This window comes from Micromonospora sp. DT31, from assembly GCF_049841795.1.
Taxonomy (GTDB): Bacteria; Actinomycetota; Actinomycetes; order Mycobacteriales; family Micromonosporaceae; genus Micromonospora.
Genome location: NZ_JBNCKZ010000006.1, coordinates 137,658 through 150,956, shown reverse-complemented (window position 1 = coordinate 150,956; position 13,299 = coordinate 137,658). Strand labels below are relative to the sequence as shown.

Genomic DNA, 13,299 nt, shown 5'->3' with positions numbered 1-13,299 from the left:
GCGTGGCGCACCGTCAGCCGACGGCCCACTGCTGCTCGGGGGCACCGCCGCACGGCGCCTGCTCCAGTTGCCGGCCGGCCTCGGTGCCCGCGTCGTCGACCTGCGCGCACCTGCCGCTGTGCACGGCGACGAGCAGCACCGCGCCGCCGGCGGGCTGGAACTTCCACTGCTGGTTGCCCTGTCCGTTGCAGGACCACTGCTGCACGTCCGCGCCGTCGTCGGTGCTGGCCTCGTTGACGTCCAGGCACTTGCCGCTGGCCGCGTTGACCAGCAGGTAGGTCTCGGGCGCGACCGGGGTGACCACCCACTGCTGCTCGGGGCCGCCGGTGCAGTCGGCGAGTGCGGCCTGCGCGCCCTCGGCCTCGTCGCCGGTCACGCCGAGGCAGCGTCCGGACGGCACGCCGCGGACCACCTTCGGGGTGGCCACCGGCGCGGCCTGCGTCGGCTCGGGGCTCGGCGAGGGTGGCGTCGGGCTGGGCGCGGCCGTGGTCGGTGGGGCGGTGGTCGGCTCGCTCGCCGGCGGGCTCGGCACGGCCGCCGCCGGCACCACCGGCCGGTCGGTCCCGCCGCCGAGCACGCCGGTGGCGAAGAACGCCCCGAGGAGTACGCCGGCCGTGGCGACGCCCAACGCGGTCCGCATCAGCGGGTCCTGCGGCAGCCGGACGCCGCTCGGGCGGCGGGCGCCGTAGACGGTGCCGGGCGGGTCGGTGTGCGGGTCGGCCATGGTGGCATCCTGAACCACCGGGGCCACCGGGGCCAGTCGCCCCGGCGGGCGGTGACGTCAGTCGACGACGTGGACGTCCTTCCAGAACGCCACCCGGTCGCGGACCATCTCCGCGTCCGGCTTCGGCTCGGGGTAGTACCAGACGGCGTCCGGGCTGGTGGCGCCGCCGTGTTCGAGCGTGTAGTAGGAGGCGGTGCCCTTCCACGGGCACACCGTGTGGGTGTCGGACTCACGCAGCAGGTCGTCGCGCAGGGCGGCCCGGGGGAAGTAGTGGTTGCCCTCCACCAGCACGGTGTCGTCGCTCTCGGCGACGACGAGGTCGTTCCAGACGGCTTTCGGCATGTCCTCCACGCTATGTCGGGCTCCGCGTGTCGACCACCGTGGACATCCCACGAACTTGTCGTACCCGGGCGTAGGGTGATCGCATGCGCGCTGTCCGTGATCATGAACGGGCGGTGGACGCACTGCGGCGCTCCTACGCCGCGGTGCCCGCCGGGGACCCCGTACGGCTGGCCAAGCAGACGTCGAACCTCTTCCGGCCCCGCTCCGCGCCGCGTACGCCGGGGTTGGACGTGCGTGGCCTGACCGGTGTGCTGGGCGTCGACCCGGCCGCCCGCACCGCCGACGTGCAGGGCATGTGCACCTACGAGGATCTGGTCGACGCCACGCTGCCGTACGCGTTGATGCCGCTCGTGGTGCCGCAGTTGCGCACGATCACGCTTGGCGGCGCGGTGACCGGGCTGGGCATCGAGTCCACCTCCTTCCGCAACGGCCTGCCGCACGAGTCGGTGCTCGAGATGGACGTCCTCACCGGCGCGGGGAAGGTGGTCACCACCCGGCCCCGGGGCGAGCACGCCGAGCTGCACCGCGCGTTCCCCAACTCGCTCGGCAGCCTCGGGTACGCGACCCGGTTGCGCATCGAGCTGCAACCGGTACGCCGGTACGTGTCCCTGCGCAACATCCGGTTCACCCGGCTGGAAGAGCTGGTGGACGCGGTCGCCGAGGTGGTCGCCAAGGGCGCCTGGGGCGGGGAGCCGGTCGACGCCATGGACGGGGTGGTGTTCAGCCCCGGCGAGGCCTACCTGGTGCTCGGGGCGTTCTCCGACGAGGCCGACGGCGGCCCCTCCGACTACACCGGGCAGGAGATCTACTACCGCTCGTTGCGTCGCCGCACCCGCGACACGCTCACCACGTACGACTACCTGTGGCGGTGGGACACCGACTGGTTCTGGTGCTCGTCGGCGTTCGGGGCGCAGCACCCGGTGGTCCGCCGGCTGTGGCCCCGGCGCTACCGGCGCAGCGACGTCTACCACCGGATCGTGCGGCTGGAGCACCGCCACCGGGTGGCCGCCCGGGTGGACCGGTGGCGGGGGCGGCCGGCGCGCGAGCGGGTGGTGCAGGACGTGGAGATCCCGCTGGGCCGCACGGCGGAGTTCCTGCACTGGTTCGCGGGGGAGGTGGGCATGACGCCGGTGTGGTTGTGTCCGCTGCGGCTGCGCGAGCCGGCCGGGGCGGGGTCGGCGAAGGCCTGGCTGCTATATCCGCTCCGACCAGGCGAAACGTATGTGAACATCGGTTTCTGGGGGAGCGTGCCGATCGCGGCGGGCGCCGCCGACGGCGACGTCAACCGCAGGATCGAGCGCATGGTGTCGGAGTCGGGCGGCCACAAGTCGCTCTACTCCGACGCGTATTACGACCGGGCGGCGTTCAACCGGCTCTACGGCGGGGATACCTGGCGCGCCGTGAAGGACCGCTACGACCCGGACCACCGACTCACCGGACTCTACGAGAAGGCGGTAACGCGAGCATGAGTCTGACCGACCGCACACCGGGGGCGGCGAGCGCCCCGGCCGGGCCGCCCACGGGCGGCCGGCGTACCGCACCGAGGGTGGCGGACGTGGTCCGCGCGGTGACCACCGGTGACCTGCCCATCCGGGTCACCGGCTACGACGGCAGCGCGGTGGGCCCCGCGGACGCCGGGATCACCCTGGACATCCGCACCGAACGTGGCCTGTCCTACCTGCTCACCGCGCCGGGCGACCTGGGCATGGCCCGCGCGTACGTCAGCGGTGACCTGGGCTTGACGGGCGTGCACCCGGGCGACCCGTACGAGGCGCTGCGGGTGCTCAAGGACGAGGTTCCGCTGCGGGCCCCGGCGGTCGGTGAGGCGCTCGCGCTGGTGCGCGGGCTGGGCTGGGAGCGGCTGCGGCCGCCACCACCCCCGCCGCAGGAGGCGGCGCCGCGCTGGCGGCGGGTGCTGAGCGGGCTGCGCCACTCCCGGGTACGGGACAGCAGCGCGATCTCCCACCACTACGACGTGTCGAACGCCTTCTACGAGAAGGTGCTGGGCCCGTCCATGACGTACACCTGCGCGGTGTTCCACAGCCCGGGTGACACGCTGGAGGAGGCGCAGCGGGCCAAGTACGACCTGGTCGCCGGCAAGCTGGCGCTCAGGCCGGGGATGCGGCTGCTGGACGTCGGCTGCGGTTGGGGCGGCATGGTCCGGCACGTGGCCCGGGAGTACGGCGTGAAGGCGCTCGGAGTGACCCTGTCCCGGGCGCAGGCCGAGTGGGCGCGCGCCGCGATCGAACGGGACGGGCTGGGCGACCTGGCCGAGGTGCGCCACCTCGACTACCGCGACGCGCCGCGCGAGCAGTTCGACGCGGTCTCGTCGATCGGGCTGACCGAGCACATCGGGGTGCGCAACTACCCGGCCTACTTCGGCGCGCTGCGGGCGCGGCTCAAGCCCGGCGGGCGGCTGCTCAATCACTGCATCACCCGGGCCGACAACCGGGCGCCGCACCGTTCCGGCGCGTTCATCGACAGGTACGTCTTCCCGGACGGCGAGCTGGCCGGGCCGGGCCGGCTGATCAGCGAACTCCACGACGCCGGGTTCGAGGTGCACCACGAGGAGAACCTGCGCCGGCACTACGCCCTGACTCTGGCCGGCTGGTGCCGCAACCTGGTCGCGCACTGGGACTTCTGCGTCGGCGAGGTCGGGCCGGGCACCGCCCGGGTGTGGGGGCTCTACATGGCCGGTTCCCGGCTGGCGTTCGAGCGCAACGGCATCCAGTTGCACCACGTGCTGGCCACGCACAACGGTGCGCAGGGGGCCGACGGCTACCCGTTGCGCCCCGACTGGACGCCCTGACCCGTACCGACGAAAGGCCGCGCCACCGCGCGGCCTTTCGTCGACCTGATTGACAAAGAAGTTTTGTACGTACAAACTGTTTTTGCCATGAGAGACGTCCTGTACCTGGAAGAACGCGAGCAGGCCGAGACCCTGCTCAAGCCGCAGCGCATCGAGGTGCTGCGGCAACTCGCCGAACCCCGCACCTGCACCGAGGTCGCGGCCCGGCTCGACCAGACGCCGCAGCGCGTCTACTACCACGTCAAGCAACTGGTCGCGGCCGGGCTGGCCGAGCGGGTGGCGCAGCGTCAGGTGCGCGGCATCACCGAGGGCATCTACCAGGCCGCCGCCCGCTCCTACTGGCTCTCACCTCGCCTCGTCGGCCGCATCGGCGGCACCCGCCGCGCGCGCGACGAACTGAGCCTGGGCTACCTGCTCGACCTGATGGAGGAGGTCCAGGCCGACATCGCCGGGCTGGACCGCACCGCTCCCGAACTGCCGTCCGTCGGCGTCTCCGGCGAGATCCGGGTGCCCGCCGAACGGCGGCAGGAGTTCCTGCACGACCTGCAGACCACGCTTCAGGACCTGTTCACGCGCTACGGCGGCACCGAGGGCGACGCCTTCAAGCTCGCCGTGGCCTGCTACCCGAAAGGCGACACGCATGACTGAGCCGATGACCGTCCGGGCCCGCCTCGCCGCCCCCGTGGCGACCGTCCGCCGCGCCCTGATCGACCCCGCCGAGCTGCGTGTGTGGCTCGCCGAAGACGCCGAGGTCGACCTGCCCCGGCGGTACGAGTTCTGGGGCCGCTACACACCCGAGGGCGACGCGCCACACCAGCGGCTGCTGCACACCGACGACCGGACGCTGCGCTTCGCCTGGACGCTCGACGGGGTGGAGACCACCACCGAGTTCGAGCTGGAGCCCGACGGCGACGCCACCATACTCACGCTGCGGCAGAGCCACTTCAGCTTCGAGGAGGCGATGAGTGGCAGCAGCATCCGTGGGGTGCTCCAGACGTACTGGGCGCTGGCGATCGCCAACCTCGCCGCCCACCTGGAAGGGCGCCCGCCGCTGCCGCGCACCGACTTCACCTCCGCCGACCTGCGCGGCGAGATGCTGATCGACGCGCCGATGGCGCAGGTGTGGACCTCGCTCACCGACTCCGAGCAGGCCAGCGCCTGGTTCGGCTACCCGATCGGCATCGAACCCTGGACCGGCGGCCGGTACGCGATGGGCGGCTTCGACGACGGCTTCGTGGCCAAGGTGCTCGACGTCACGCCGGGGCGGGCGATGTCCGTCGACTGGGGGCCGGTCGGCATCACCACCTGGGAGTTGGCCGAGTCCGACGGCCGGACGAAGCTGACGTTCGTGCAGTCCGGCTTCGACGAGGGCAACCCGCCGTACGCGGCCTGGAGCGGCAACGTCGCCGGTCTGGTCGAGCTGCGCCGCTTCCACGAGGTCCCCGACTGGCAGCCGATCTGGCTCCCCTGACGTGTAAGGAGGGGCCCCCTCTTAACGCCTCCGGTAGAGGAGGGGGCCCCTTTTAACACGGACGCCTAGTGGGTACTGCCGGACGATGTTCTTCATCTTCGGGCTGCGCACCAAGGTCGACCGGTCCGGCGTCGTCACCCAGGTCTGCCGCAACTGCGGCAACCAGGCCGCCCAGGTGATCACCCGCCGGGCCACCAAGTTCAGCCTCTTCTTCGTGCCCCTCATCCCGGTACGCACCCGCTACGCGCAGCAGTGCACGTTCTGCGGTGCCGAGTACGACATCTCGCGCGCCGAGGCCCAGCGCCTTCCGGTCGGCTGACCGGTGACCCGCTTCCTCTGCTGGCTGATCGGGCGGCAGCCGGTCGCCCCGTCCGCCGTACCGGTGCACACCGCCGCGCGGCCGCCCTGCACGCCCGGCCGCCGGCACCGCCGCCGACGGCGGGCGGTCGCGGGCGCGCAGTCGCCCCGCTCGCCCTGGAACCGGTCCGCCGGCCACTGACCGGGGCGGTCCGCCTGAGTGTTAATAAGGGGCCCTTCCTCTACCGGAGGCGTTAACAAGGGGCCCTTCCTTACGCCTATGGTGGGGGATCATGGAGGAGCGGCTGGCGCAGATCCGGGGTGGGGGGCCGCCCCGGCGGCACAACGCCCGCACCATCGCCGCGTTGACCGGCAACCCCGGCTGCACCCGCCGCGCGGTGCTGGACAGCGCCGGAGCGGACAAGCCGGCGCTCGCCGAGCGGCTCGGCTTCCCGGCCCGCTTCGGCCAGTCCCGCTTCGCGATCACCCGGGGCAACGCCTTCGAGGCGCAGGTCAAGGCCGACGGCGGAGTGGAGTTGCTGCGCCTGGTGGCCGAGCGGCTCGGCGTACCGGTCCCGGCCGGCGCGACCTGGACGGATCTGGGCGCCGACGGCGACCGGCCGGAACGGTCCCGGGTGGCGCTGACCGCCGGCGGCGACGGCCCGGCGCTGTTCGACCATCCGCTGCTCGGCCTGGACGTGGCCGGCCGGCGGGTGCACCTGGAGCCGGACCTGGTCGCCGCGCGGCTCGCCGGCCGGTTCCACGTCGTGGAGATCAAATCGTTTCCGGTGATCGACGGGCAGGCCGACCCGGGCAAGGTCGCCGCCGCCGCGATCCAGTCCGCCGTCTACGTGCTGGCGCTACGCGAGCTGCTCGCCGCCGAGGGACACGACCCGGAACGTGTCTCGCACGAGGTGGTGCTGGTCTGCCCGCGTGACTTCGCCAACCGGCCGGTGGCCAGCCTGCTCGACGTGCGTCGGCAGCTGCTGGTGCTGCGCCGCCAACTGGCCCGGATGGACCGGGTCGACGACCTGCTGGCCGCCGTACCGTCCGGTTTCACCGCCGACCCGGCGGCGGACCCGGAGGCGCTGGCCGCCGCGCTGCACGAGGTGCCGGCCCGCTACGCGCCGGACTGCCTGGCCGCCTGCGAGCTGGCCTACTTCTGCCGGCACGAGGCGCGGGGCCAGACCGGCGTGCTGGGCCGGCCGGTCCGCGAGGCGCTCGGCGGCGTCGTCGAGGTGGCCGACGTGCTGGCCCTCGCCGACGGGCACCGCGCGCCCGACCCGGAGCAGGAGGAGGTGGCCGCGCTGCTGCGGGCCGCCGCGCGCCTGCGCGCCGACGCCCTCGCCGGCAACCCCACGTGAGTACGCTGCGCGCGCTGGCCCGGGCGCAGGCGGTCGCCACCGGGCGGGCCCAGCCGGTGGCCACCGTGCGGCACCTGCACCTGTCCGACCGGCCGCTGGTGCTGGTGCCGCTCGCCCTGGCCGGTGAGGCGAACGCCCCGCTGGCCGCGATGGTCGGCACCGCGCCCGACGCGGCACGGCTGCTTGTGGTGCCGCAGCCCCGCAACCGGGACCAGCGGTTCGCGTTCGCCGCCGAGCTGGCCGGGATCGTGCTGGCCTACCTGGACGAGTTCCGCGACCTGACCGAGGCGGTGCCGGTCGACCGGGGCCGCGACGTCCGCCACCGGTACGTCGACGCGCCGCAACTGCTGGTGCCGAATCCGGCCGGGATCACGTTCCTGCGGTTGTTCGGCCGCTCCACCCGGTTCCGCCGGGTCGACGGCGACCATCCGGTGCACCCGTCGGTGCCGCTGCTCGGCCGCTGGTTGACGTTCTTCGCCGAGCGGGCCGAGCAGCCCGGCTCGTCGGCCCTGCTGGCGTTGACCGAGGCGTTGACGCTGCACTGGGCGACCGGGCAGAGCGCGGTGGAGGACCTGCACCTGCCGGCGGTGCTGGGCTGGCTCGACCCGCCGGCCGGGCTGACCGGCGCCGAGGCGGCGGTCCGCGCCGAGGACCCGGCGCGGTGCCCGCCGGCCGGGCCGGCCACCGACCCGGACTTCGACAACCACGCGCTCGCCCCGGCGATCGAGGCGTACGGCCGGGCCGGGGACGACCCGCCGGCCCGCGCCGCCGCGTACGACGAACTCGCCGGGCTGCTGCGCGGCCAGCTCGCGCCCACCTGGGAGCTGATGTGGCGCGGCGTCGGGTTGCTGCGGATACTGCCGCCCGGTGTGCGGGTGACCGGCCGGTGGGCCGGCGACCGGGACGCATTCACCGCGTACGCCGAGCACGTGGACGCCGGGGGTGGCCCGCAGCCACGCCGCGACGGCGCGGTGGCGGCGGCGCTGCGGTTGCAGCGGCTGGAGCGGGCGTCGACCGCGTGGGCGGTGCAGCGCGCCTACGACGATCCGCTGGTGATGGCCGAGTACCGGCTGACCGGTGAGGCGTTCGTCGGCGAGGTGACCCTCGCCGACCCGAAACGGGTCGACGACACCGGCAGGCGGCCGGTGCTGCGTCCGCGTATCCAGGTGGTCACCACCGAGCCGGTGTCGACGCCGGTCGGTGCGACGCTGTTCTCGCCGGCCCGGCCGGGGCAGAAGGCGAAGGTGGTGTTCGTGACGCCGGCCGCGGACGGCAAGACCGAGGTGGTGCTGGAGCTGTCCGGCGGCATGGGACGCGGCCTGACCGCGACACCCGGCAGCGTGCCCGAGGTGGGGGAGCGGGTCTGCCTGACCAGCCTGTCGGACGGTTTCCTGCCGGGCGGCGCGTTCCCGGCGGCGGAGGAGACACCGTGGACGCACGGCGGGCCGCCGGGCACGACCACGCCCGAGGATCCGGCCCCCGCGGAGGACTGGGCCTGACCGGGCTCAGCTCAGGGCGGCGAGAGCTGTCCGCGCCTCGGCCGCCGTCGGCCGGTCCGGGTCGGCCGCCAGCAGTGCCTCCAGGCTCCTGCGGTACGCGACGTCGCATGCCTGGTCGACAGGGGCTTCCACGTCCGGGGTGAGGCCGCGGCCCTCCCAGTTCGTGCCGCTCGCTGCGTGCACGGGCCGGGCCACCGGCAATGTCAGTTCCAGGTGCGGGTGCAGCCGGTGCCCGATCCGGGGATGCGCGCCGCCCCGGGTCCGCGTGCCGACGACGGTGGCCCGGCCGAACTGCTGGAGGTCGTATGCCAGTTCCTCGCCCCCGGAGAACGTCGCCGGCCCGGTGAGCACGTGCACCGGCTTCTCCGGCGCGTATCGGGGGACGGGCAGCCAGGCGGCGCTCCAGAACTGGCGGGTGACGCCGGAGCGTTCGTGCATGGTGTGCAGGTGTGTCGGCTCGGCGAAGAACCAGCCACAGAGCAGCGCCACCCCGTCCGGGCTGCCGCCCACGTTGCCGCGCAGGTCGAGCAGGAGCGCGTCGGTGCCGGCGAGCAACCGCAGCGCGGCGGTTAGCGCGTCACCGGCCAGGTCGGGCGGGAACACGTACGGCTGGATCTCCAGCAGACCGACGTTGCCGGGTAGCCGCTGCACCCGGGTCACGCCGCCCATGCCGAGTGCGGCGAGGCGTTCGAAGTGCTCCTCGGTCGGGTCGTCGGCCTTGTCGGACAGCGGCTGCTCGTGGTGCTTGAGCCGCAGGTGCAGGTCACTGTTCACCGACTGGAGGTCGGCGGTGACGAGCGCGCCGAGCGCGGCCGGGTCACCCGCCCCGGCGTACGCCCCGGCGCTCAGGCGCTCACGCAGGTGTGCGGCGACCCGGTCGGCGACGTCGGGCAGGACGTACTGGTCGGCGACCAGGCCGGCGGCCCGCTCGACGATGCCGGTGATCTCGTCTGGATCCATGTGTGTTCCCCGTTCTCGTGGTGGAGGGCAGTAGACCAGTCGGTTGACAAAAGCGTCAAGAGAGTTAGACGCTTTAACGGTGACCGACGACCCCATGGAGATCCGCACCGCGGCTCACTTCAAGGCACTGGCCCATCCGTTCCGGCACCGGCTGCTATTCGCGCTCGGGGCCGGTCCCGCCACGCTCAGCCAGCTCGCCGCCCGGCTCGGCGCGGCGAAGGGCACAGTGGCCCACCATCTCGGGGTGCTGACCGAGGCCGGCATGGTCCGCCCGGCGCACAGTCGCCAGGTCCGCGGCGGCACCGAGCGCTACCACGAACGCACCTTCCGCCGCCTCACCGGCGTCGGCACCGACAGCGCCGCCACCGCCGCCCTGCTCGGCGCGTTCGCCGAGGAACTCGCGGGCGACCCCGACCCGCTGATGCACCTGCGGCACCTGCGGCTCACCCCGGCACAGGCGCAGCGCCTCCGGTCCACCCTGGACGAACTGGTGGGCGAAGCCGAGGAGGCGCCACCCGGTCAGGCGCGCTACGGCGTCCTGGTCTCCCTCTACCGGCACCCGCGCCAGGTCAGGTGACCGACAGTCCTCGACCCTGGCGGCCAACCCCGGCGCTGACTAGGCTTGCGCCGTCCGTCATCCGGTCCTCATCGTCGAGGGTGCACGTCTGGAAGAAAGCCGGAGCGCCACCTTGTATCCCCGCACGACGTGAGCCGCACCGTCTCGGCGCCGGTCCGTCATCCGCTCGCCGGCCGTCTCGGACTTGTCGCGGCCGCCGTCGTCGTACTCGCGGAGATGACCTGGTTGGTCGCCCGACTGCCGGGTGCGGCGCTGGTAAGCGACCTCGGCGCGATGGCGGTGTCGAGCTGGGCGGCGGTGTTGTGCTTCGGCGCCTCCCGACGCCCGCCGGTGGCGTTACGCCGGTTCTGGGAGCTGCTCGCGGCCACCATGATCCTCGCGGCCCTCGGTCGTGCGGTGTGGACCGTCGAACGGCTCGGCGGGCTCGGCCTGCCCCACACGCCGCTGGTGGGGGGCCTGTTCGCCGCCGGCATCGTCACCGGCACCGGCGCGCTGCTCTGCGCCCGCACCGGCCCGCGCAGCATGACCGGCCGGACCCGCACCCTGCTCGACGGGGTGATCGTCGGGCTGGCCCTGATCCCGATCGGCTGGGTGGTGGTGTTCCAGGAGATCACCGAGGCGGGCCTGGCCGATCCGATTCGGACGTTCGGCCTGCTCTACCCGATGTTCGACCTGATGCAACTCACCATCCTGGTGGCGGTCGCCGGACCGGGCCGGTCGATGTGGCGGGCGCTGTCGGTGATCGGGGCGGCCTTGGCCATCCGGGCCGGTGCGGACGCCGTCTACGTCTCCCTCGTCGCGAACGGCACCTACGCCCCCGGCCACCCGGTCGACGTCTGCTGGCCGCTGAGCTACCTGCTGGTCGGCCTGGCCACCCGCCATCCGGCTCCGGCCGGCGAGGACGCCGACGACGACATCGGCGAGTCACCGTTGCCGCCGTGGTGGCGCGTCGCGTTGCCGTACCTGCCGGTGGGCGGTGCGATCGTCGCCGTCCTGCTGTCACGGCGACCCACCGGGCAGACCCCGCACGTCGTCTTCGTCGGCATGATGGCCCTGCTCGGCGTCCTCGCGCTGCGCCAGGGGCTGGCCGCGAACGAGAACCTGCGGCTGGTCGGCCGGCTGCGCCGGCTCGCGTACTCCGACCAGCTCACCGGACTGCCCAACCGGCTCACCTTCGTCCGGCTGCTGCGCCGCGCGTTGCGCGACGGCGGGCCGGTCGCCGTGGTGCTCCTCGACCTCGACGGGTTCAAGCAGGTGAACGACCGGTTCGGGCACGCCGCCGGGGACCGGTTGCTCAGCACCACCGCGACGCGCATGCGGGAGGCGGTCGGCCCGGACGGGATCATCGCGCGGCTCGGCGGGGACGAGTTCGCGGTGCTGGTGGCCGGGGACGGCGCGGCGCAGTCCGAGCGGCTCGCGGCCCGACTGCTCGCCGCCCTCGAACCGCGATCCGGCGAGGAGGATCTGGGCGTGCACCCGTCGGCCAGCATCGGCGTCGCCGAGTACGGACCGCAGCACGCCTCCCACACCGACCTGCTCCGCGACGCCGACATCGCCATGTACGCGGCGAAGGCCGCCGGCAAGTCCGCGTACCGGACCTGCACGCCGCAGCTGCGCGAGTCGGCGGTGAGCCGGGCCGAGCTGATCGCCGACCTGCGGCGCGCGGTCGACGAGGGTCAGTTGCTTGTGGAGTTCCAGCCCATCGTCGACCTGAACACCGGCACGGTACGCAGCGCCGAAGCGTTGGTGCGCTGGCGGCATCCCCGACTGGGGGTGCTCACCCCGGCGCGGTTCCTGCCGCTGGCCGAGGAGACCGGGCTGATCGTGGCCATCGACAGGTGGGTCATCCACGAGGCCTGCCGGGCGGCGGCGACCTGGCGGAAACACGCGCCCGAGGTGACCGTGGCGGTGAACGTCGCCGCCGCCCACGTGCGCCGGCCCGACCTGATCGCCACCGTCACCGGAGCGGTCGGCGCGGCCGGGCTGCCACCGCGGGCGCTCACCCTGGAACTGACCGAGTCGGCGCTGATCGAGGGCAGCGAGGCCGTGCTGGACCGGTTGTCCCAGCTGCGTGACCTGGGCATCCGCATCGCCATCGACGACTTCGGCACCGGCTACTCCTCGCTGAGCTACCTGCACCGGATCCCGGCCACCGAGTTGAAGATCGACCGGTCGTTCGTGTCCCGGTTGGGAGCCGGTGACGCCCGCGCGTACGCCACCGTGGAGATGGTCAACCGGCTGGCCGGCGCGTTCGACCTGGCCGTGGTGGCCGAGGGGGTGGAGACGGGGGCGCAGCACGCGGCGGTCACCGCGATCGGCTGCCGGCAGGGCCAGGGCTGGCGGTACGGCCGCCCAGCCGCCCTGCCCGATCTGCTTCCCGCGTTGGCCGCGGCGGGCGCGGCACGCTGACCGTCCGGACAGACAGGGGGCGAAGGTCCCGGCTGGTCCGAGGGTTTCGGCCCTGTTCGCGCCCACCCATCCCCGCCACTATGGTGATCAACGACCTGACTAATTGATCTTCCAAATGGGGGTTCCACATGAAGCGACGGACGCTCGACCTGCTGTTCAGCATCGGTGGGTTCGGCTTGGCGGTCCTGCTGCTCGTCGTCGGCATCGTGCTGACGACGAACGCCAACTTCGCCAACAACTACGTACGCGATCAGCTAGGCGCACAGAACATCACCTTCACACCGGCGGACAAACTGACCGACGAGGAGAAGAAGGTGGACTGCCTGCGCGAGTACGCTGGCGAGAGGCTCACCACCGGCAAGCAGGCGGAGTGCTACGCCAACGAGTACATCGGGCTGCACCTGAAGTCCATGGCCGGCGGCAAGACGTACGCCGACCTCGGTGAGCCGCAGAGCGCGCTGCGTGAGCAGGTCACCCAGGCCGAGCAGAGCAAGGCCGCCAACCTGCCCGAGCTGCAGAAGCAGCTCGCCGAGGTGAGCGCCCAGCGGGAGACCGTGTTCAAGGGCGAGACGCTGCGTGGCCTGCTGCTCACCTCGTACGGCTTCAGCGAGTTCGGTCGTAAGGCCGGCCAGGGCGCCCTGGCCCTGTACCTCGGCGCCGGCCTGCTCGTGCTGCTCTCGGCCGCCGGCCTGGTGCACGCCTTCCGTACCCCGGCCAACGCCACCTTCGCCGCTCCGGAGAAGGAGAAGGTCACCAGCTGACCCCCACGCGCTGCGCCCCCGGCCGATCCTGGTCGGGGGCGTTCTGTTGTCCCAGCTTGACCCTCACGCGACGGGAGGCGGGAGCG

At 73.2% G+C, this 13,299-nt stretch carries 13 protein-coding genes; 10 read left to right on the top strand and 3 right to left on the bottom strand.

The features are described 5' to 3' along the window. Positions 1 to 13: 13 nt before the first annotated feature. Together ACLQ2X_RS12845 and ACLQ2X_RS12840 are read right to left on the bottom strand one after the other, a co-directional pair. Positions 14 to 724: an RICIN domain-containing protein gene (locus ACLQ2X_RS12845; protein WP_425681227.1), complete on the bottom strand. Its 711-nt coding sequence runs from the start codon at positions 722 to 724 to the stop codon at positions 14 to 16. A 57-nt stretch (positions 725 to 781) separates the two neighbouring features. Further along, complete coding sequence (locus tag ACLQ2X_RS12840) at positions 782 to 1,066, bottom strand: DUF427 domain-containing protein (protein WP_425681226.1); 285 nt, start codon at positions 1,064 to 1,066, stop codon at positions 782 to 784. A gap of 83 nt (positions 1,067 to 1,149) precedes the next feature. Between ACLQ2X_RS12840 and ACLQ2X_RS12835 the strand changes: the two genes are divergently transcribed. The 7 genes from ACLQ2X_RS12835 to ACLQ2X_RS12805 all read left to right on the top strand — a co-directional run bounded on the left by ACLQ2X_RS12835 (position 1,150) and on the right by ACLQ2X_RS12805 (position 8,506). Continuing rightward, a complete protein-coding gene (locus ACLQ2X_RS12835) occupies positions 1,150 to 2,535 on the top strand; it encodes an FAD-binding oxidoreductase (protein ID WP_425681225.1) in 1,386 nt (461 codons plus the stop codon). After that, the gene (locus tag ACLQ2X_RS12830) at positions 2,532 to 3,875 is read left to right on the top strand and encodes a class I SAM-dependent methyltransferase (RefSeq protein ID WP_425681224.1); all 1,344 of its coding nucleotides are present in this window, start codon (positions 2,532 to 2,534) and stop codon (positions 3,873 to 3,875) included. Before ACLQ2X_RS12835 ends, ACLQ2X_RS12830 begins: the two co-directional genes overlap by 4 nt. An 87-nt stretch (positions 3,876 to 3,962) precedes the next feature. Further along, complete coding sequence (locus ACLQ2X_RS12825) at positions 3,963 to 4,523, top strand: helix-turn-helix domain-containing protein (protein WP_425681223.1); 561 nt, start codon at positions 3,963 to 3,965, stop codon at positions 4,521 to 4,523. Next, complete coding sequence (locus tag ACLQ2X_RS12820) at positions 4,516 to 5,346, top strand: SRPBCC domain-containing protein (RefSeq protein ID WP_425681222.1); 831 nt, start codon at positions 4,516 to 4,518, stop codon at positions 5,344 to 5,346. The genes ACLQ2X_RS12825 and ACLQ2X_RS12820 overlap by 8 nt, the downstream gene beginning before the upstream one ends. Before the next feature lie 85 nt (positions 5,347 to 5,431). Continuing rightward, positions 5,432 to 5,665, top strand: coding sequence for a zinc-ribbon domain-containing protein (locus tag ACLQ2X_RS12815; RefSeq protein ID WP_425681221.1), 234 nt, complete (start codon positions 5,432 to 5,434; stop codon positions 5,663 to 5,665). Positions 5,666 to 5,936: 271 nt separating this feature from the next. Beyond that, the gene (locus ACLQ2X_RS12810; protein ID WP_425681220.1) at positions 5,937 to 7,007 is read left to right on the top strand and encodes a hypothetical protein; all 1,071 of its coding nucleotides are present in this window, start codon (positions 5,937 to 5,939) and stop codon (positions 7,005 to 7,007) included. Beyond that, a complete protein-coding gene (locus tag ACLQ2X_RS12805) occupies positions 7,004 to 8,506 on the top strand; it encodes a hypothetical protein (protein WP_425681219.1) in 1,503 nt (500 codons plus the stop codon). The genes ACLQ2X_RS12810 and ACLQ2X_RS12805 overlap by 4 nt, the downstream gene beginning before the upstream one ends. A gap of 6 nt (positions 8,507 to 8,512) precedes the next feature. Here ACLQ2X_RS12805 and ACLQ2X_RS12800 read toward each other — a convergent pair whose 3' ends face one another. Further along, on the bottom strand, positions 8,513 to 9,466 hold the full coding sequence (locus ACLQ2X_RS12800) for a S41 family peptidase (protein ID WP_425681218.1): 954 nt from the start codon (positions 9,464 to 9,466) through the stop codon (positions 8,513 to 8,515). Between the two features lie 79 nt (positions 9,467 to 9,545). On the opposite strand from ACLQ2X_RS12800, the gene ACLQ2X_RS12795 reads away from it, so the two are divergent. The 3 genes from ACLQ2X_RS12795 to ACLQ2X_RS12785 all read left to right on the top strand — a co-directional run bounded on the left by ACLQ2X_RS12795 (position 9,546) and on the right by ACLQ2X_RS12785 (position 13,213). Then, positions 9,546 to 10,043, top strand: a complete 498-nt coding sequence (locus ACLQ2X_RS12795; protein WP_425681217.1) for an ArsR/SmtB family transcription factor — start codon at positions 9,546 to 9,548, stop codon at positions 10,041 to 10,043. Positions 10,044 to 10,172: 129 nt separating this feature from the next. Then, entirely contained in the window at positions 10,173 to 12,452 is a 2,280-nt protein-coding gene (locus ACLQ2X_RS12790; RefSeq protein ID WP_425681216.1) for a putative bifunctional diguanylate cyclase/phosphodiesterase, read from the top strand. A 128-nt stretch (positions 12,453 to 12,580) separates the two neighbouring features. Continuing rightward, complete coding sequence (locus ACLQ2X_RS12785) at positions 12,581 to 13,213, top strand: hypothetical protein (protein WP_425681215.1); 633 nt, start codon at positions 12,581 to 12,583, stop codon at positions 13,211 to 13,213. The last annotated feature ends 86 nt before the right edge of the window (positions 13,214 to 13,299 follow it).

Coding starts and splice junctions, on each gene's coding strand:
- ACLQ2X_RS12845 (WP_425681227.1), bottom strand. CDS start 724: ATGGCCGACCCGCACACCGACCCGCCCGGCACCGTCTACGGCGCCCGC.
- ACLQ2X_RS12840 (WP_425681226.1), bottom strand. CDS start 1,066: ATGCCGAAAGCCGTCTGGAACGACCTCGTCGTCGCCGAGAGCGACGAC.
- ACLQ2X_RS12835 (WP_425681225.1), top strand. CDS start 1,150: ATGCGCGCTGTCCGTGATCATGAACGGGCGGTGGACGCACTGCGGCGC.
- ACLQ2X_RS12830 (WP_425681224.1), top strand. CDS start 2,532: ATGAGTCTGACCGACCGCACACCGGGGGCGGCGAGCGCCCCGGCCGGG.
- ACLQ2X_RS12825 (WP_425681223.1), top strand. CDS start 3,963: ATGAGAGACGTCCTGTACCTGGAAGAACGCGAGCAGGCCGAGACCCTG.
- ACLQ2X_RS12820 (WP_425681222.1), top strand. CDS start 4,516: ATGACTGAGCCGATGACCGTCCGGGCCCGCCTCGCCGCCCCCGTGGCG.
- ACLQ2X_RS12815 (WP_425681221.1), top strand. CDS start 5,432: ATGTTCTTCATCTTCGGGCTGCGCACCAAGGTCGACCGGTCCGGCGTC.
- ACLQ2X_RS12810 (WP_425681220.1), top strand. CDS start 5,937: ATGGAGGAGCGGCTGGCGCAGATCCGGGGTGGGGGGCCGCCCCGGCGG.
- ACLQ2X_RS12800 (WP_425681218.1), bottom strand. CDS start 9,466: ATGGATCCAGACGAGATCACCGGCATCGTCGAGCGGGCCGCCGGCCTG.
- ACLQ2X_RS12785 (WP_425681215.1), top strand. CDS start 12,581: ATGAAGCGACGGACGCTCGACCTGCTGTTCAGCATCGGTGGGTTCGGC.